This is a genomic window from Alcaligenes sp. (assembly GCF_050255915.1).
Taxonomy (GTDB): domain Bacteria; phylum Pseudomonadota; class Gammaproteobacteria; order Burkholderiales; family Burkholderiaceae_B; genus Alcaligenes; species Alcaligenes aquatilis.
On the sequence record NZ_JBFWIQ010000020.1, the window covers coordinates 23,308 to 42,770 of the forward strand.

The 19,463-nt window shown below is 56.8% G+C and carries 17 protein-coding genes; 4 read left to right on the forward strand and 13 right to left on the reverse strand.

The window, feature by feature from the left end:
• From AB7E06_RS18375 to AB7E06_RS18435, 13 genes are all read right to left on the reverse strand, one after another.
• Positions 1 to 2,073: a pilus assembly protein TadG-related protein gene (locus AB7E06_RS18375; protein ID WP_427957999.1), complete on the reverse strand. Its 2,073-nt coding sequence runs from the start codon at positions 2,071 to 2,073 to the stop codon at positions 1 to 3.
• 33 nt (positions 2,074 to 2,106) lie between these two features.
• Positions 2,107 to 2,595 carry a DUF3613 domain-containing protein gene (locus tag AB7E06_RS18380; RefSeq protein WP_427958001.1) on the reverse strand — a complete coding sequence of 163 codons (489 nt, stop codon included), beginning with the start codon at positions 2,593 to 2,595 and terminating at the stop codon, positions 2,107 to 2,109.
• A gap of 25 nt (positions 2,596 to 2,620) precedes the next feature.
• On the reverse strand, positions 2,621 to 3,619 hold the full coding sequence (locus AB7E06_RS18385; RefSeq protein WP_052363026.1) for a tetratricopeptide repeat protein: 999 nt from the start codon (positions 3,617 to 3,619) through the stop codon (positions 2,621 to 2,623).
• 5 nt (positions 3,620 to 3,624) lie between these two features.
• Positions 3,625 to 4,605, reverse strand: coding sequence for a type II secretion system F family protein (locus AB7E06_RS18390; protein WP_125303489.1), 981 nt, complete (start codon positions 4,603 to 4,605; stop codon positions 3,625 to 3,627).
• 9 nt (positions 4,606 to 4,614) lie between these two features.
• A complete protein-coding gene (locus AB7E06_RS18395) occupies positions 4,615 to 5,538 on the reverse strand; it encodes a type II secretion system F family protein (RefSeq protein WP_042488381.1) in 924 nt (307 codons plus the stop codon).
• On the reverse strand, positions 5,539 to 6,873 hold the full coding sequence (locus AB7E06_RS18400; protein ID WP_427958003.1) for a CpaF family protein: 1,335 nt from the start codon (positions 6,871 to 6,873) through the stop codon (positions 5,539 to 5,541). It lies immediately after the preceding gene.
• A 27-nt stretch (positions 6,874 to 6,900) separates the two neighbouring features.
• Positions 6,901 to 8,178 carry an AAA family ATPase gene (locus AB7E06_RS18405; protein ID WP_427958005.1) on the reverse strand — a complete coding sequence of 426 codons (1,278 nt, stop codon included), beginning with the start codon at positions 8,176 to 8,178 and terminating at the stop codon, positions 6,901 to 6,903.
• 17 nt (positions 8,179 to 8,195) lie between these two features.
• Positions 8,196 to 9,530, reverse strand: a complete 1,335-nt coding sequence (locus tag AB7E06_RS18410; protein WP_108727801.1) for a type II and III secretion system protein family protein — start codon at positions 9,528 to 9,530, stop codon at positions 8,196 to 8,198.
• Positions 9,531 to 9,614: 84 nt separating this feature from the next.
• A complete protein-coding gene (gene cpaB, locus AB7E06_RS18415) occupies positions 9,615 to 10,568 on the reverse strand; it encodes a Flp pilus assembly protein CpaB (protein WP_427958007.1) in 954 nt (317 codons plus the stop codon).
• Positions 10,568 to 11,056 carry a TadE/TadG family type IV pilus assembly protein gene (locus AB7E06_RS18420; RefSeq protein WP_249459868.1) on the reverse strand — a complete coding sequence of 163 codons (489 nt, stop codon included), beginning with the start codon at positions 11,054 to 11,056 and terminating at the stop codon, positions 10,568 to 10,570. The genes cpaB and AB7E06_RS18420 overlap by 1 nt, the downstream gene beginning before the upstream one ends.
• Entirely contained in the window at positions 11,053 to 11,592 is a 540-nt protein-coding gene (locus AB7E06_RS18425) for a TadE/TadG family type IV pilus assembly protein (RefSeq protein ID WP_427958009.1), read from the reverse strand. The genes AB7E06_RS18420 and AB7E06_RS18425 overlap by 4 nt, the downstream gene beginning before the upstream one ends.
• Entirely contained in the window at positions 11,574 to 12,077 is a 504-nt protein-coding gene (locus tag AB7E06_RS18430) for an A24 family peptidase (protein WP_230017646.1), read from the reverse strand. Before AB7E06_RS18430 ends, AB7E06_RS18425 begins: the two co-directional genes overlap by 19 nt.
• A gap of 66 nt (positions 12,078 to 12,143) precedes the next feature.
• Positions 12,144 to 12,329, reverse strand: a complete 186-nt coding sequence (locus AB7E06_RS18435) for a Flp family type IVb pilin (RefSeq protein WP_427958011.1) — start codon at positions 12,327 to 12,329, stop codon at positions 12,144 to 12,146.
• Positions 12,330 to 13,012: 683 nt separating this feature from the next.
• Here AB7E06_RS18435 and AB7E06_RS18440 point away from each other — a divergent pair.
• The 4 genes from AB7E06_RS18440 to AB7E06_RS18455 form a co-directional block, all read left to right on the forward strand.
• On the forward strand, positions 13,013 to 14,764 hold the full coding sequence (locus AB7E06_RS18440; protein WP_427958013.1) for a ShlB/FhaC/HecB family hemolysin secretion/activation protein: 1,752 nt from the start codon (positions 13,013 to 13,015) through the stop codon (positions 14,762 to 14,764).
• A gap of 326 nt (positions 14,765 to 15,090) precedes the next feature.
• A complete protein-coding gene (locus AB7E06_RS18445; RefSeq protein WP_427958015.1) occupies positions 15,091 to 16,920 on the forward strand; it encodes a collagen-like triple helix repeat-containing protein in 1,830 nt (609 codons plus the stop codon).
• The gene (locus AB7E06_RS18450; RefSeq protein ID WP_230017640.1) at positions 16,917 to 17,507 is read left to right on the forward strand and encodes a MarR family winged helix-turn-helix transcriptional regulator; all 591 of its coding nucleotides are present in this window, start codon (positions 16,917 to 16,919) and stop codon (positions 17,505 to 17,507) included. Before AB7E06_RS18445 ends, AB7E06_RS18450 begins: the two co-directional genes overlap by 4 nt.
• A 233-nt stretch (positions 17,508 to 17,740) precedes the next feature.
• The coding region (locus tag AB7E06_RS18455) for a collagen-like triple helix repeat-containing protein (protein WP_427958017.1) at positions 17,741 to 19,463 on the forward strand (1,723 nt) is incomplete at its 3' end.

Sequence of the window (19,463 nt, forward strand, 5' to 3'; positions counted from 1 at the left end):
CTATTGCACCAGATAGGCAGTACCACACTGCACATCGTGAAGTTTCACATCAGCCTCGACCAGACTCAGGCCCAACAGCTTTAGCAACCCCTCCAGCAGCGCACTCAAACCTTGCAACACAGGGTCCAACAAAGCGACGACCAGACTTAATACGGCACCGACCAGGTTGGAGTCTTTAAAGACCAATACCTCGACCGCACCTGTCCGGCACTCGCGCATCGCTTGCTGACCACCAATACCACCGATCACGCAGGCCAGATCACTCAAGGGCGCACCCAGCAAGGTGGTCAGCAAATTATCGACAAAGCCCAGAGTTCCGCCCAGCACACCAATTAAGCCGTTCTGGCTCATGGTTCGAGACAATTGCTCCATGCGCTCCTTGGACCAGTTCATCTCGTTCACAACAGCCGACACTGATCGACCTGCCCCATCCCCCACCAGACTTTCTGCCATCTGACGCTTGCCGGATGCACCGCTCCATGGGGTGTTCAACAAATCACCAAGAATGCCGGAAAGAACGGCATCAGAGAGCAGACGCACACTACGGGACAGGTCCAGTTGAGTGGCATTGACAGTCGCTTCCGAAGGCTCGCCCGGAGGTGCCGTCAGCGTCACGTGAACCGGATCTTTGGTATCAATCAGGGGTAAGGTCACTTTGGCCGTCAAGGGCAAAATACCCAGCACGTTAATGATGCGGTGACGCTGAATATCCCCAAAGGACTCATCCTTACAACTGTTGCTGGTCGAGAAGAAATCCGAATGCGGAAATTTGCCCAGACACACGTTCACCAAGGAGGAACTGACCGCAATGGTGGCCTGATTCTCGGCAATCGGAGCGCGGCAGATATTCACCAGTTCGCCAGAGGCCTGGGACAATTCGATAATGACCGGCAGGCTGACTTCCGTCCCCAGGATTTTCAAAATCGGGCCTGCCAGCGGAATCTTGGAGGTATCCAGATTCAGATAAACACGTACACCTGCCGAATTCGCTTTAGTGCCTACCCCGCCCATGGCAATACTAGGCGGCTCTACGATCCGTACTCGCAAATCCAGGGCATTATTGAACATATCGGTCAAACCGGCTGGCAGCGCCGTCAGGTTCAGATCGATCAGATTCTGACCATTAGCCACCACCAAACCGGTGTTGACCAATTGCAGCACATCCAGATTCACATTCAAGGCCGACAGAGGATCCACACCATTGATCAGGGCCAAGATACCGCCATCCCCCAGCAGCTTGATCGGCAAATCCAGGGGGCCGACATCCAGCAGCAAGCGAATATAGTCCTGTAAGGCGCCAACATCCAGACCCAGTGTTTTTTGCTGATCCAGCAAATCCAGACTGGCACTTAGCAAATCAGCCAAGGTCAGTTGTTCCAGTTGCGCCAACTCCTGCGGCGTTCCGACACCGGCAATGACAGTGGCAGGCAATCCCAGGGCTTTCAACAAACCGGAAGGCGTAATCTTGGCATTGACCAGACCAGCTGAGTCCAGCACCGTCAATTGATCCGGACGCAAACCTACGCCGCGCAGCAGGTTATAGACCAGACCATTGCGTTTTAAGGACAGCAATCGGCTGCCCACGGAAAAGGTCGCAACCGGCTCGCTGTTCTTGGCAGTGGCAACCGCTTCGATCACCGAGGAGGTGAAAAAGGGAAACAAGGAAGGGGGTTGATAACTCAAGTGGACGCGCACCGAGTCAGCGGGCAAGGCGGGCACGAAGCGCTGGGTCGGGTCACTTTGGTTGCTGTTCCATTGACCACAAAGGACTTTGGCGCCATCGCCCGTCAAACCCGCCGCAGGCGAATCGGGCTGGCTACGCAGGCTGAACCTGGCCATGTTCTCACCTTGCTGACAGCCCAGTGCATCCCCAGAACCCAGGGCCTGCGCCCCCGCCAAGGCAGCCAGGTCAGCCGCGTTTTGCAGCCCCCGCTTCACATGGAAGTTATGTCCCAGGTGCGCCGCCCCCAGCAGCACCAGCCCCACCAGCAAAGCTGCAGCCGCAGGCACAATAATGGAACCTTGCTGCTTGTGTGCCTGCTCGTTTTGGGTTCGAGTTATTCCCCATTTCATCTCGCTCTCCTGGCCTGCTCCAGCCCTATAGGCTTAATCACTACTGTTTGTTTTGATGCGTTCTTTCATGTACTCAGGAATGGGATGCTTGAAGCTGTTCAAGTAACGCTCCCACACCAGATTGGCTGCGGCTCCGTGCACGGGCAAGGCCTTGCCTTCCCGGTCCGGGTCGGCCTGCATGCTAAGTAGGCTGCGGGTATCAGGGCCCACCTCGATGCGTGGTGGGATATGGCGACGCTCGTTCTGCACATGCACAGGCAGGCCTTCCACTTCAGGCCAAGGGTGGACTTCCTCATCACTCAAGCGGTACTTCTCGTAAGGCTGACGTTCAGCGGGCGCTGTTTCCGCCGCCGGAGCGGCCGGTGTATGCACACCCTGATTGCTGGCTGCTGCCGGGCTGGTGCTGACCGGGTAGGTGCTGGTGCCTGAAACCATGGTTCCAGTCAGCGGAGCTTGTGTCTGCGCCCAGGCACTACTGGCCATCAACAAGGTGCAGCAGGCCAAAATGCGGGATCGGTTCATTGCGATATCCTTGAAAAAACGGCAATCAATTCATTGACGAGGACACAGGGCCCAGACTTTCCAGCAAGGGACGATTCAAGCCCGCTTGCGTAGACGACACTACGACTGCTGCTGGACGAGCCACCGCCGGATTTTGAGCCTGAGCGGATCGATTCAAGACCACTTGCCCCATTGGCGCCGGGCTTGCCGGACTCAATGCCACCGCCTGAGCTCTGGCCTGCTCATCCTTTGCAGCCGCTGCCATGCGCAGCTCTTGTTGTTTCTGCATTTGCTGACGGGCGTGCAATTGCTCCAGATCCTGTCCAATTTGTTCTGCCATCTGCACAATGGCTTGCTGGGTTGCGGCGTCCATACCCGCTTGCTGCATCACAAAGCCAGCCCGTTGCGTTTCCTGGCTGACCAGCAAATACAAGGCCATATTGCTCAAGATCTTGGGGTTGTCCGGAGCCAGTTCTGCCGCCTTGCCCAAGGCCAGACGTGCCTCCTGAGGGCGACCCGAGCGCAAGTAGGCATAGGCCAGATCACTTTGCACAATTGCATTGGTCGGATCTTGCTGCGCCGCCTGCTTCAGAAAATGAGCGGCCTGATCAAAGTGCTGTTGCGACCCTGCAATCAAGCCCAAGCCCTGATAGGCCTGGCCGGCGACTGGCGTATTCAGCAAAGCCTTGAAGGTCTGGGCAGCTTGTTCCAGCTGCCCGGTTTGACGCTGCGCTTCAGCCCGCAACACCATGACTTCGGGATCCGCTCCGTACTCTTTTTCCATGGCCTCGGCATAGGCCAGGGACGCAAAGTAACGTCCCTGCTTTTGCGTCTCTTGCAGCATGCGTACCGCCATCTGCTTGTCAGTGGGTTTGCGTTTTTCCCAATGCTCGATTTCCTTACTCTGCAAAAAGGCTTCCTGCTCCTGTTGCTGACGCACCAGCTCGTAAGCCGAATCCGTGGTGGAACACGCCACCAGCAAGGTGCTGCTCAAACCCAGTGCGGCCCAGCGCATCACGGGACGAATCCATCTCGACGTTTTCATCAAAGTCATCCTCCGGCCACTTGGCTCAAGCCACGGAACAAGGCCAGAAAACCTGACCCTGCAGTAATGATCAACAAGGCAGGCAACAAGGTCAGCACCATGACGCCCGTCATCTTCACAGTCAATTTGCCCACCTTGGCTTTCAGTTCCAGACGGCGCTGCTCTCGCAGACGCACACCGAAGCGGTGCAAGGGTTCTTGCATGGCGCCCCCGTGCTGATCCACTTGCACAATCAGACGGCAAATCACGGCCAGATCCTCGTTGGTAAAGCCGCTGGCAATGCGCTCCAGGGACTGTTCACGAGTACGGCCACGGGCATATTGCTCGACTGCAATCGTCAGCTCGGAACCCATGACGGGAATCACGTCGTGAAACTCGCGCTCAATAGTGTGCAAGGTCTGGTCCATGGACAGACCCACGCCTTGCAGCAAACGCAGCAGGTCCACAAACAGGGGCAGCTCGGCAGCGATACGCAGACGACGCTGCGAGACTCGGCGTGCCAGCCACCATTTGGGCAGCATCCAGCCCAGGGCAAAGCCAATGAATACGGACACAAACGGCACATATTCATTCAGCCTGCGAGTCATGGGCAGCAAGCTGAACACAACAATCAGGAGAAGGCTCAGCCCCACTCGACTCAAGACGAAATACTGCCGCGCCACATCAATATGCTTGAAGCCGGCATTCATGATGAGCACGCGATCTTCTTCGCTAAGCAGACTGGACCCGAAGCGCCCTTTCAGCCAGCGCTCCCCCAGACTGCCTGCCTGGATCTTGATCTGTTCCACCGTCTGACGAGACTGGCTGGGCGCTTGCGACGTATGTGGTGCACCCTTCAGGCGTTCATCAACAACCTGGCTCAAGCGCATGGCTTGCTGACGCTGCTGCCAATGGTTGTGAAACCACAAGGCAAACAGAATCAGGCCAGCCAGAGCGCAAGCCACGGCTCCCCAGACCAGAACGGTTTGTGCTTCCAAGGCCATCATGTCTTGCTCCTAGACATTGCGTGCCATCCAATACAGCCAATAACAACCCACACACTGCAGGACTGCTGCGAACAGCAGCATGCGGAAACCCACCGGATCGTTCCACATGGTCAGAAACAGCTCGTTATTGAAAATCAGAATGTAGACACCGATCAGGATCGGCAATAAAGCCAGAATCCAGGCGGACAGACGCACTTCCGCCGACAAAGCCACCAGCTCGCTGCGCGCGTTTTCCCGGTCACGCATGAAGCCCGCCATACGTTCCATGGTCTGATCACTGCGGCCACCAAAACGCATGGCCACGCTGATCACGGCAGCCACCAGAAACAGCTCGTGCAATCCATGCTGACGCGACACTGCACGCAAGGCCACATCCAGATCCTGCCCCGAACGATGCAGGGAGTTCGCGTCCTGCAACACCTGTCCCAACGGTTGCGGCGTGTTGTCCGCAGCATTCAAAAAGGCAGCGCCCATGCTGTTGCCAATGGTGATCAGTCGCACCATCAGATCCAGAAAGTCAGGAATTTGCGACACGATTTTGCGGTGACGCTTATCGCTGCGGAACCACAAAAAGGTATAGGCTCCCAACACCGTCGCGATGAGCATGGCGACCCCCGCCACGGGGCCGACCAAGGCCAGCAATACGGCAGGCGGCACCACAATGCCCAGCAAAAGAGTCAGATAAAAACGCTGCGATGGCTGAATGCCGGTACGCAGCATGAACTCCCGCCACCCCTTGGGTGCCCCCAGCCAGGCGTCCTGGGGACTGGGCTGGGCTCTTACGCTGCTCTGTACCGCCGGACGCAAGGCCAACTGCTGTTCCAGCACCTGCGCTGAACGCTGGGCCTGCTGACGCTGCGCGCCTTTGGCCCAGAGCAGCACAGCGCCCAGCATCAGAATCACAGCCGCCAGTGCGATATACAAAGCCATCATTTAGCGTCTCCAATCCCAGAAACCACCACCCTCTTTAGGCGTGTTTTCCTGGGCCTGAACCTGTTCGTTAGCCAGTTGATCGCGGTACTGCATCAACTTGCGGGTATGCGGATGAATGCCCAGGCTGGCCCAGCGATCCTGTTCGGTGCCGTCGTCCAGCACATAGGATTCGTGGCGATACAGCTCCTGCATGGCAATCACGCCATCGCCCATGCCGGTGATTTCGGTAATGGACAGCACCCGGCGCTTGCCATTGGGCAAACGACCAATCTGAATAATGAAGTCCAGCGCACTGGCAATCTGCCTGCGCAAGCTGTCTTCACTACCCTGAAAACCCGCAAAACCGGCCAGCATTTCCACGCGATACACACATTCGCGTGGCGAGTTGGCGTGGATAGTGGCCATGGAGCCTTCGTGGCCGGTATTCATGGCTTGCAGCATGTCGATGACCTCGGCACCCCGCACCTCACCCACGACCACGCGGTCTGGGCGCATACGCAAGCTGTTGCGCAAGAGTTCGCGGATCGAGATTTCACCACTGCCGTCATACCCGGCCTGACGCGCTTCCAGACGCACCACGTGGGGGTGGTTCAAAGCCAGTTCGGCGGTATCTTCTACCGTTACGACGCGCTCGGTTTTGGGGATGTAAAAAGCCAAAGCATTGAGCAAGGACGTCTTGCCCGAGCTGGTCCCGCCAGAGATCAGAATATTGCAACGCGATCTCACCGCGGCTTGCAGCAGGCGGTCCACCGGCTCGTCAAATGCACCCAAACGCATCAGGTCTTCGGGTTTTAAGGGGTCCTTGCGGAACTTGCGGATGGAGACCATGGGGCCATCCACCGCCAAGGGGTGAATGACCACGTTCAGGCGACCACCATCGGGCAAACGGGCATCGACCATCGGAACCGACTCGTCCAACCTGCGTCCCAGCGGAGCCAAAATACGACGCACAATGCGCAGCACATGCTGATCGTCGGTAAAGCCGCTGGGTTCACGCCCCAGAACGCCACCACGCGACACAAACAGCTTGTCGTAGCCGTTGATCAGAATATCTTCGACCCCAGGATCTTCCAGCAGATCCTCCAAAGGCCCCAAACCCGCCAGTTCACGAGTCAGCGCCTGCACGATCTCGCGCACTTCCTGTTCGTTGACAGGCACCCGCTTCAAACGCACAAAGCTGGCTAATTCGATACCCACAAAATCCTGAATGGCCTGCCGTGTCCAGCGGCCAAACTCGGCTCCCAACTCCTCGATGCGAGCCAGCAAATGTTCATGGGCCTGTTCCCGAACCTGAATCAGGTCGGGACGACCACCGAGCAATGAAGTATTGTTCATGCTTTACTTTTCCATGCTTGGGCCTGTTCAGCCCCCGAACCTGAATTTCAACCGTCCCAAAACCGAACTGACCTTGTTTTGTGACAGCCCCTGCCTGCGTCCCGTCAGCCCCGATGCCAGACTTTGCAAGGCACGGGTATACGGGTCCTTCTCATCCACTTGCACCAAAATCTTGCCCAACCCGGCGCTGCGCATATGCCCAAGACGCCGATCCGGTAGAACGGCTGCCAGTTCCAGGCCAAAGCGCTCTGCAATGGCTTGCCCCGAAAAGCCGTAAGCCGGATCAAACTGATTCACCACCAGACGCACATTGGCCAGCGCATCGAACTGCGCACGCACAGCCATGAATTCCGCCAGGGATACCAGCGCTCCCATACTTTGGTCGGTTACCACCAGCACCTCGTCCACCAGCGACTCCAGTTCCACCAGAAAACGCGGATTAGGAAAGCCACCGGCATCAATGACCAGACAGCCCATGCGTTCACGCAAATAACTGCACAGGCCCAGCGAATCCTCCAGACTGATCTGATTCAAGGTGTTCACATCGGCGGGCAAAGACAGCAGGTTCAAACCGCTACTGTGCTGCGCCAGCGCCGAGTGCAGCATGGTGTCGTCCATGCGATGACGCTGCGAGGCGGCCTGAATAAAGTCAAAATCCGACCCCAAGCCCATGTACAACGCACAGTCTCCGGTAGGCGCTCCCAGATCCAGCAAACCCACCCGCTCGGTCAGCGGCACCAGCTCAATCGGTAAAGGCTTGGCCGAAGACACACCGCGAACTTCCTTGCCCACGCGATTCATCTCTTGCTGCAAGAGCCAGGCCAGACTGCTGGCGGCGGTGCTGCAACCGACGCCAATACGCGCGCCCATCAACAAGACACTGCGAAAAGGCTTGTCCAGCAAAGGGCTATGCTGGGCCTGCCCCAGTTTTTCTATCAGCACCTGCAACTGATGATGCAGGTCTTCAGTCGTATCCAGGTTCAGGAACTCATTGGCACCCGCACGCAAGGCATTCACAGGCCCCTGCGGCACCGAGGCCCGTCCCACCGCCACACGCTGCACACTGGCATCGAGCCGAGCCAAACTGCGCACCAAGGTCACTATCTGTCCGTTCTCTTCCCCATGCTGTCCATGAACAAAGTCAAAAAACACCAAGGGTTCCGCTTGCTTGGCCAGCTCCCGGCGCAAACTCTCGGGCGTAGGCTCAATCGCCCTTACCGTCAGCAGCCCGGCGGCTGCCGTGTTGATCATCACAGCCAGCTCGGGGTGCTCTGTACACAAGAGATATTCCCGGTATCGTTGCACGTCACCACTCCACGCGCTTAGCGCGAAAACCCCGGCATCTGCTCGTAACCATGACGGCCCAGCAAGAAGTAGCCCCAGGCATTGGGTGCGTCATCCAGCTTTTCCTGACGTCCCCCCGGCAAGGCAATCGTGGCGCCTTTCTGGATAGGTTTGATCAGGCGAGGAGTGACGACAATGACCAGTTCCAGCTCTTTCTGGCTGTACTGCACGTTGCGGAAAAAACTGCCCAGAATCGGCAGATCACCCAGGAAGGGGATCTTTTTGACGGCGGCTGCGGTTTGGCGCGACACCAGGCCACTGATGATGTAGCTCTGGCCATCACCCAGCTCGATCGTGGTATCGGCACGGCGGGTGCGCAGTGAAGGCATCACGCCGCCACCGGGCATTTCCACCACACGTGAGTAATCCAGATCACTGGCTTCCGGGGCAACCTTCAAGGCAATACGTTCGGCAGACAGCACGGTTGGCGTCACCGTCAAACCAATCCCGAAAGGCTTGTATTCCACCGTGGTCGTTCCCAAACCGCCCGAGCTGGGGATAGGGATTTCGCCACCGGACAGAAAGCTGGCGCTATGGCCGGACATGGCGACCAAAGTCGGCTCGGCCAGCACACGGGCCAAGCCATTTTGCTCCAGCAGATTCAAGGCCGCACTAAAGTTGCGCGAGTTATACGCCAGACTCAAACCGCCGCTTAAAGCCTGAGGCAGCAAGTTCACTCCGCCCGACCAGGGTTTACCGCCAATGGCATTGGCACTCAGGCCGATGTCCTTCATCACTTCACGGGAAACCTCCACCACTTTGACTTCTACCTGCACCATGCCACTGGTGCTGACCTCGGACAGGTCCAGCACATCCGCATCCGGGCCGGAGCCAGAACGTGCTGCGGCCATGGCATTTTGATGATCCAGCAAAGACGGACTACTCCCCGTAATCAAGGACTGCTGACCGGCACTGGAGATCTGTGCCGACAGAGGGCTGCCCGATTGCGCCAGTTGCTGCTGCACCTGGCTGGTCACTTCAATGGTCCAGCGATCCGGGTTGGTGCGACCCGGCATCCAGACACGCAAATCCGCTGTGCCTGCACGCTTGCCAATCAGCAGAACCTCGCCCCGCTGTCCGGCCGACGCAGACAGGATCTGCACATCCGCCACACTTTCATCGCTGATCGCCACACGCTGCGGCACTTGCGACAAGCGCAAAACATCCTGATCGTTAGCGACCAGGCGAATCACCTTCTGGCTGGCGCTGGTCTGCGTCGTTTGTGCCATGGCTGGAATCGGTGCCAGACCCAACAAGCAGAGCGCGTACCAGCACCCCAAACCCAGACCCGCTTTTTTGATTTTCTGTCTCATGTGTTTAATCCATGCTGCCTTGCGTCGCTTCCCGTCAGCCCCCACAGCTTGGCTGACCCGTCCCCACAACAAGATGTGTATTGCTTAATACTGAATGACCTCTAAACGGCCCCCGCGGATGACTTCCGTGCGGCGCGGCGGCGCCGCATACGGTTCACCATTGGCTTGGGCTCGTGCCTGCACCTGCTCTTTTTCAGTCTGGCTGATGGCAAACTCGCGCAAGCCCAAACCGGCCATCGCACGGTTTTCCGGCAATTTCAAGGCGTCGCGTTGATCCGCGTCCAGCCCCGCACGCGCTGGAATCAAGCCCGCAAATTCGGGGAATAAAGAAGCATCAGGCAGGTTTTCGTCCTGGGGCGCACGCAAGACCAGTTGCAGGCCACCGCTGCGGCTGGCCAGCAAAAGCTCATTGACCGACTCCACAGGGACCGCCAACATGGCATGGCGGGCTTGAGTCTCGGCACGATTGTTGGTATTGGCTTGCACCGGATCCGGCCCGGACAGCGAGACACCGCCGTAGGCCAGCACGCGCACACGCGGCATCAACAAACGGGCTTGCGTGTCGTTGACCTCGTTACCACTATTGAAGGTGATGAAAATATCAACCAGATCGCCCGGCTCCACCCTATGGCTGGCGCCGGTAATGACATCAATGGGGATGGTAACGGCACGCTCGCCATCCTCCAGATAACTGGCCAGGCTTTTGGCGATGAAGCTACTGAGCACCGGCTGGCCCTGGCCCAAATCAAAACGCAAGGTTTTGCCGGTCAAGGCCTCCAAGTTATTGAAAGACTGAGCGGGAGCGGCAGGCCACTGCGCCAGCTCCAGGGCATCGGCCTGCAAGGTTTCCCCGGCTTTCACATCTCGTTTGACCAGAACCACCGCCTGCAAGCTGGCCGCAGGCTCTGTGTTTTGCGTGCTGACTACTGGCTGGATGACCTCGGGTTTGGGCTTCATACCCAGGTACAAGGCAAACGCAACCAGCACGGCTGCGATCAGCAATAAAAGGACTGCTGCCCCCTTCATAATGCCGCTCATTAATGTGGTCTCCGTAGTACGAGTAATGTCTTGGCGCTTAAGCTGCGCAATGGATCTGCCTGATCTTCTTCAGGTCTGAGCAGATCCAGGGTTTGAGAAAGGATTCCAGGTTCAATATCCAGCTTCAAGGAGAGCTGGGCGCAGTCGTACTGCGGCTCCGAGGTGCAGGCCTGGGACTGAACATCCGCACTAAGATCGCCAAACCAATGCAAAAACGCATCGCTCTTGGCTTGGCCCTTACCATAGTTTTCAGCCAGCTCCTGATTCACAAAAGGGGCGATTTCATCCACGGTTTTGACGTGCATCGTCACTTGCCGGGAAAGGTCACCGACCAGATGGCTCATTTTCTGCTTGGCCAAAAACAAAGAGCTAAACGTGATGATGCCGCTGAAGATCAGCAATAGAACCCCCACCATCAAGGCAAATTCGATAGCTGCAATGCCTTGCTGGCGCTGCGTGGCAGGCAAGGACTGGGCTAACCGAGTCATGGCGTGCCCCCCATTGCGCCCACTTCGCCAGCGACCAGCAAATTAATTTGCGCATTGCCCTTTAATTGTTCGGGCACCACCAAGGCAAACAAGGTATCGGGAGCGAAACGGGGAATCAGCGGGGCTTGAAGATAGTCGTACACAATGCCAACACGCAGCTCTTCACTATGCAAATCCGTGGTGATGCGTACATGCTCACTGCCCACCCAACTGCTTAACCACTGCACCTGATCGGCAGCCACTGCCTTGGCGCGATCCGCGCGTGCCTGCAAACGATCCGGGCTAAGCACAGGGCCACCCGGTCCAGCCCCTGGCTCAATCAGGGCAGCACGGGCGCCGGATTCAGCCGCAAAATTCAAAGACTGCTGGGCGGTCATGATCAAACCGAACGTCAGCAAGCCATACATAAAGAGAAACAGCAGGGGAAAAACCAATGCAAACTCCAGCGCGTAGGCTCCTTGTTGATACTTTTTATCGACACCACGCCGTTTTGCGAATTGGCCCTCTCGTGGGGGCTTTATTGATTGTGAATCCATACCCACCCCATTGTTGCAAGGCATAACCAGGCCCCCAAGGGCACACTACGTGCCTTGACCCGGACGCCCGGCAAAGCAAATCCGTACTTACGTTCCAACGATGGAATCAGCACCAGTACCAAGGCATGCAAACCGGCCAATACCGTGCCAAACAACACCACCATGCCGGCTTCTTTCCACCCCAAGGCCAGGCCCAGCACCGCCATCAGCTTTACATCGGCTGCCCCCATCAAACGTAATAACCAGACTGGATAAAACACGATCAGGGCGGCTGCAAAACCGATCAAGGAGTCCCCCCAGCCCGCCACCCATCCCAAAGGAAGGCCATAAGACAGGCTGACAACAAGCTTATGCAGCAGAACCGCTAAACCATAAAAAACTAATAAGGCATTAGGGATTTTCCGTAATCTCAGATCGTTATAAATAATCTGAACGGAAAAGAAAAACAGAATAAAAATAAAAGAAAGATTAATTAAAACGGACATAAGCATCAGCCATTCAAGCTAAAAGGCACAGCCAGAATTTAATTGGCTGATGCTCAAACAAAGAACCTACTCGCTTACCTCAGAAGCAGTCTTCAATTCATTAGTTACCCTGGTAAACAACCCCTTCAAACCATCACCCAGGAGCCCCAAAACCCCAATGATCGCTACTGCAACCAGCCCCGCGATCAGGCCATATTCAATAGCCGTTGCACCGTCTTCATCGTTCCAGAATTGCTGAAGTTGAGTCTTCATGACCGTCCCCATTTAAAAAGAAAAAACCACCCTCAATGGCGAGGGCTAGAGGCCCCTCGGGGCACAACACTTTGCCAAATTTGGCAACTTTCACCGCTAACTGTTATCAATTTTTGTATTTTTCAGATGAAATCATCTTAAGCCCAGGTATGTCTATGTTTTTACTAGGGTTTACGTGTAACAACCGTTAAATACACAAACGAATTCTAGCCTAAAGATACGAAAAACGCATGATTGTGTATTTACAACAGCCAAATTCCCATGAAAAAAGGCTAAAAAACAGCTAATTTGAAACTTTTACTTACCTGTTTTGTGTCGAATCTTGTTAATGTTACCGTTTTTATCATTTCAAAATGAAACAGAACAAACGGAAACCCATTGTTGTAGAACACCAGGAATACAGCTTTAATTACTTGAAAGAAAGCGGTTTTTTTTCGATTCGTCGCTACCCACAAGGGAAAACCAGAACCCCCTTAAGTAAGCATGAATACAGTGATAAAGGACTGTTCGCTAACAAGCTAAATCATGCCTATTTTTTTTACGTTTCAAAATGTAATAGTTAACGCTTTTTAAAGCGTCAAGAAGGAATTCCCCGCTTTCAAACACCAAAAAGTGACAGCGAAGATAAACTACGGCACAGTAGAAAAAAGCGCCCGATTTCTAGCGAATACTCATTAATGAACATGAATCTCAAGCACCACTTGTCGCTGGCCCTGCCCAGAAAAAAAAACCCCGGTATCATCATCAGCTTGGGTTTATGCATGGGTCTGGCCACAACAGGTTCAGAAAGCTGGGCAAACGCCCCCTTGCGGGGGAACCCGGTTGACTCTTTGCCGCCTATTAATGCGCCTACACCCAGCACCCGCGCGCCCTCTTTACATATCCCGCCCGCAGCAGCCCAAAGTCAGTTGCAACAACAACTGCAACTGCAAGTGGTGGTGCGAAGCTTTGATGTCAGCGGCAGTCGCAGCATTCCTTTTGAGCAGATCACCACTATTTTGGAACCCCTGGCCGGCAAAACACTCAGCATTGCCCAGTTGATCAATGAGGTGAACAAGATCACCGCCCTGTATCAACAACAAGGCTACCCGCTGTCCTTTGCCATCTTGCAGCAGCAGGACTTCTCGCAAGGACATATCAAGGTCACGGTGGTGGAGGGCCATGTGGGCAGTATTCGTATTGAGGGCGATCCAGGACGCAGCCAGGCACGCATCGAACGCATTGCCCAGGCCATGGTGGATGAAAAGCCGCTGACCCAGCGCACGCTGGAGCGCACCATGAATCTGCTGCGTACCGTCCCTGGCCTGAAAATCGATCCCAAGCTGGACATGCCCGTACGCACCGATGGCGCCTCTGAACTGCTCATCAATGCCCAGCACAAATCCTTCAGAGCCAATGCCAGTGTCGCGGAAATGGGCTCCAGCAAGCAGGCTCTGGTACAACTGAGCACCAATAGCCTGACTCCCTTGGGCGAAGAGCTAAAACTGACCGCCGCCATTCCTACCCACTCCGAAGACGTCAAATATGTCAGCGGTAACCTGGCCATTCCCCTGACCGGCAACGGCTTGAACCTGGAAATTGACGGTTATCACTACCGCTCCGAGCCGCGCGACGAAGTGCTGGAAAGCCAGGGCTGGAACCGTAAGGTCATCAACGAACGCATCGGGGCGGCGATCAGTTATCCCTTTATTTTGAACAATCAGCGCAGCCTTAAAGGCACAGCGGGCTTTTATGCCAGCCGCTCCCTGGACGATTACACCCACAAAACGCTGGATAATGTCTGGATTGAAAACACCACGGACGTACGCGCTCTGAAGGCCGAATTGCGCTATACCGATGCCTCGCCACGCCAATCTCGCGAGGTCAATTTCGGGGTATATAAAGGCCTGGATGCCATGGGCGCCCGCAAATCCCTGAACACCTATTTGCAGCGTGATGCCGAATCGGATCTGGATTTGGACTTCACCCGCTGGACAGCCTCTTTCAAACAGAACCTGGCTTTGCCAGGCCAGTTCGGCATGAGTTTTTCAGCCAGCGGCCAGTACAGCTCGAACGTCTTACCGAACTCCGAACAGATTTCTTTTGGCGCCTGGCGGCATGGCTATGGTTACCCACAAGGCGAACTGGCGGGCGACAAAGGCGTGGGCGCTACGCTGGAGATCAACCGACGCTTCACAAACTCTTCCACCTGGCTCAACAACATTCAGCCGTATATCGCCTATGACTGGGCGCGTGCCTGGTACAACCTGGACCGACTCAACAGCTACAACAACCGCAACCTGCGATCTGCTGCGATTGGGGTCCGGCTATCGAACAACAAGCATTATTTGTTTGACATCAATGTCGCCAAACCACTGGGAGATTTGCCGGTTAACTCCGATGAACGCAAGCTACGTTTAAACACTAACTTCCTGTTCTTTTACGACGGGTTTTAAACACGGCACCTGTTGCACAGTTCCCCCAAGGCCATCACAAGATGGCCTTTTTTGTTTTGCATTCCAACGAATTTCAAGCTCAGGTGTTACGAAAAACGTTACGTAACAGGAACGGAACACTCCACAAAAACAGCCTTCAACAAGCTTAAGTGAGCCTTGAAACCTGGCAGCATGATTTCAAAAGAAAACAAAAAACCAACCCAACCATTTGATTAAAAACAACAAAATTAAAACAAAGCATTACCAAGAAAATCTGGCACGATACTTGCTTAATGTCTATCAAGAGCCCCTTGAGGGCGTGCTCACACTTCAGATCGGAGTCAGACATGAAAGCAAGGAATTCAGCAAGAAACGCCTCGACCCAACGCAAGCTGCAACGCGCCGTTGTCGCTACCTTAGTCATCAGCGCCGCCGTTCTGGCCGGTTGCTCCTCGCGCGGTGGGGTACGCGATGGTCTGGATGTATCGGTTCGCCCACCTGTTGTTGATCCCAACCTGCCCAACCCCGGCGATGGCGACCATGGCGGCGGAGACAACGGCGGTGGAGATAACGGCGGTGGAGATAACGGCGGTGGGGACAATGGTGGCGGCGATAACGGCGGCAAGGACACTAGCCTGACACAAAATGCGCTGGGCAATCTGGGCCAGGCAGTGGACAACGTAGTGCCCTTGAACCTGAGCAAAACGGGCAATCAACTGGGCAAAACGCTCGATAGCGCACTCAAACCCGTCACCGACATCGTGACCGACACCACACGCACCGTCGGCGGCGTGACTGGACTGGGCCAACCGGTCAACGGTCTGACAAATCAAGTCGGTGGCGTTGTGACCAATCTGGGCGAGCAATTAGGTCAGACAGGCCTGCCCTTGAATCTGGGTGAAGGCGCTGGCGGCCTGCTATCCCATCTGGGTCAAGCCGTCGGTTCGGTCGGCGGCTTGCTGGTTAACGATCCCAACAACCCCAACCCGCTGGGCAACACCCTGCACCACGCCACCAAAGGCGTAGAAGTGCTGACCGGCTCCTTGCTGGGTGAAGGCAGCCTGCTGCACCCATTGACCTCACAACTGGGCCTGGACGGAATCTTGTTGGCGGGCAGCGGCGAACCCATCCTGCAACCTGCACTGGGCAATGTCGGGCAAACCGTGGACAACATTCTGCCGCTGGGCCTGAACCCGATTCTGGGTGATGTGGGTGGCGCCTTGGATAACACGGTGGCACCGGTCGTTGCCACCGTCACCAATGTGACTCAGCAAGTGGGTGATGGCCTAGGAGTAGGCCAACCCATCAATGCGTTGCTCGGGGGTGTCGGTAGTGCCTTGGGGAACGTGGGTAGCCAGTTGGACAATGCAGCGCCTCTTGGACTGGGCGGTGTCGTAGGACATCTGGGACAGGCTGTCGCCTCGGCAGGCGGGTTGTTGCACGCGACAGATGCAAACAGCAATCCCTTGGGCAACACCTTGAATCACGCCACCCAAGCCGTCGCTTCCCTGACAGGTGGCTTAGGCGGCATCACAGGCGGTGAAGGGGGTGGCCTGCTGGCACCTGTAACCGGGCTGCTAGGTGGCCTTGGTGGCGGAGATGGAGCGAACGGCGGTTTGCTGGCTCCCGTCACTAACCTGGTCGGTGGTTTGACCGGCGGTTTGGGCGGCGGTGATGCTGCCAACGGTGGACTGCTGGCCCCGGTTACTGGTTTGGTCAGTGGACTCACTGGCGGCTTGGGCGGCGGCGACGGCGCGAACGGTGGGCTACTGGCCCCAGTTACCAACCTGGTCGGTGGCTTGACCGGAGGCTTGGGCGGTGGTGAGGTCGCCAACGGCGGACTATTGGCCCCCGTCACTAACCTGGTTGGCGGTTTAACGGGTGGCTTGACTGGTGGTGACGCATCCAACGGTGGCTTGCTAGCCCCTGTAACCGGCCTTCTGGGCGGTATCACAGGCAGTGTTTCGATTGGTGGTGGCGCCGCCGTAGAAGGCCAGGCAGGTGGCGGCTTACTGGCACCGGTTACCGGTTTGGTCGGCGGCCTGGTGGGTGGATTGACCGGCGGCGTCAACGTGCAGGCAAATGCAGACACAAGCGGCGGTGGGCAAGCCAATGGCGGCTTGCTGGCGCCCGTAACCGGCTTGCTCGGTGGCCTGCTGGGAGGTGGCCGTCAATGATGAATAAAGTCATGAACCCGGTCAGTTTGCCGGTGAGCCGTCACCCTGGCGCACAAAGTGCCGGGGCCCGCTCCAACTGGTCCTCGCACAACGATGAACACAGCATGCTTTCAGAAAAGATGCTGATGGATCTGGGCAAGATGCTGGGTCGTCAGTTCACCATCTACGCAGAAGCTCTGAAAGCCAGCTTGGCCGAAGAGGCAAACATGCCTCTGAACGATTTCAAGGCCTTGGAATACATCATGGAATTCGATGCCTTGCCCACTGGTCAGTTAGCACACCTGATGGACTTGAGTGCCAGCGGTGTCAGCGCCCTTATCAACCGCCTTGAACATCGGGGTTACATCACACGGGGCCGTCACCCCTTGGACAAGCGCGTAATTGCCTTGCACCCGGTGATGGAAAAGTGTCGCGAGGTTCTGGCTGTGAAAGAGCGTGCCATTAATCAGGCCATCAACACCGCAGCGAATCAAAACCCGGCCCAGCTAATTGCCATGTACGACTTTCTGGTCGATAGCATGAGCACCTTCAGGCAGAACACCAAAGCCTGGCTGGATGCCAAGGCCCTGGTGCCACGAACCTCCTGAGCACCCTGCCCTCCCTCTACCGAACCGCTGCTTGTCAGCGGTTCTTTTTTTGTTACGTAACACGTTCCGCCCAAAGCCCAAAACCCGTAACAAATAGCCCTCTTTTTTTTGCTTACTTTGCGCCAAACCAAGAGCACATGCGGCCTATCGCAAACCCAATTAATTGGCATGCAAATTGCTTATACAAGAATCAGGAAGCAAGCAAGTACCCCGATCATTTATTGGAGCAAGCAATGCATAAAAATACAGACAGCAAGAAACCAGGCCTACGCCTGACACTCCTGGCCACCTTAATGGCCAGCACATTGACCTTGACCGCCTGCGGCAGCTTATTGGGAGGCGGCAGTGGTGGTGGTGGTGGAGAAACCCCCACCAACCCTGGCCCAGGCACGGGCGGACCAGGTAACGGCGGCGATAACGGCGGTGGCGATAACGGCGGCGGTGATAACGGCGGCGGCGACAACGGCGGCGGCGACAACGGCGGCGGCGACAACGGCGGTGGTGATAACGGCGGTGGCGATAACGGCGGCGGCGACAACGGCGGCGGCGACAACGGCGGTGGTGATAACGGCGGTGGCGATAACGGCGGCGGCGACAACGGCGGCGGCGACAACGGCGGCGGCGAAAACGGCGGCGGCGACAACGGCGGCGGCGACAACGGCGGTGGTGAAAACGTCGGCGGCGACAACGGCGGGGGCGAAAACGTCGGAGGCGATAACGGCGGAGGCGATAACGGCGGTGGCGATAACGGCGGTGGCGATAACGGCGGCGGTGATAACGGCGGCGGCGACAACGGCGGTGGTGATAACGGCGGAAACCCTCACACTCCAGGCCCCCTTGAAACTACGCTGAATAATGTCGGCGAAGCCGTCGACAATGTCCTGCCAGTCGGTCTACAAGATACCGGTGGCAAACTGGGCAAAACACTGGACACCGTGGTTGCTCCTGTCGTGGACACAGCCACGGGTCTGACTCAACAAATTGGCGGCGCAACCGGCTTGGGCCAGCCCATCAATGGTCTAACACAGCAAGTAGGTGGTGTTGTGACCAATCTGGGCGAGCAACTGGGCAATAGTGGCCTGCCCCTGAATCTAGGCCAAGGCGTAGGCGGTCTCTTAACGGGATTGGGCAACGCGGTGGGCAGTGCAGGCGGTTTGCTGCATGCTGACGCCAACAACCCTAATCCATTGACCGCCGTGCTGGGCCACGCCACAGGTGGCGTGGCGGCACTGACCGACTCCCTCTTGGGCGAAGGCAGCTTGTTGCATCCCATCACCGGCCAACTCGGTTTGGGCGGTTTGCTGGACGGTACCGATGCCGCCCCCATTCTTGAACCTTCCCTTGCCAACGTAGGCCAGACTGTCGACAACATCTTGCCTGTTGGCTTGAACCCCATCCTGGGCAATGTCGGTGAAACCCTGGATACCGTGGTCGCTCCTGTAGGTGCCACGGTGACCAATATCACTCAACAAGTGGGCGATGGCCTAGGTGTTGGCCAGCCCATCAACGCCCTATTGGGCGGCGTAGGTAGTGCCCTGGGCAATGTGGGTACTCAGATCGATGGCGCCGCCCCGCTGGGTCTGGGCGGTGTCGTTGGACACTTGGGCCAGGCCGTTGCCTCGGTCGGTGGACTGGTTCACCAAACTGACAGCAATACAAACCCGCTGGGCAATACCTTGAACCACGCCACACAAGCCGTCGCCTCCCTGACTGGTGGCCTGACAGGTAACGGCGAAGGTGGCTTGCTCTCACCAGTTACCGGCTTGCTCGGCGGCCTGACAGGAGGCTTGGGCGGTGGTGACGCTGCCAACGGCGGTTTGCTGGCTCCCGTCACGAATCTGGTCGGTGGCCTGACCGGAGGACTGGGTGGTGGTGATGCTGCCAACGGCGGTTTGCTGGCTCCCGTCACAAATCTGGTCGGTGGCCTGACCGGTGGAGGGGGGGGTGGTGATGCTG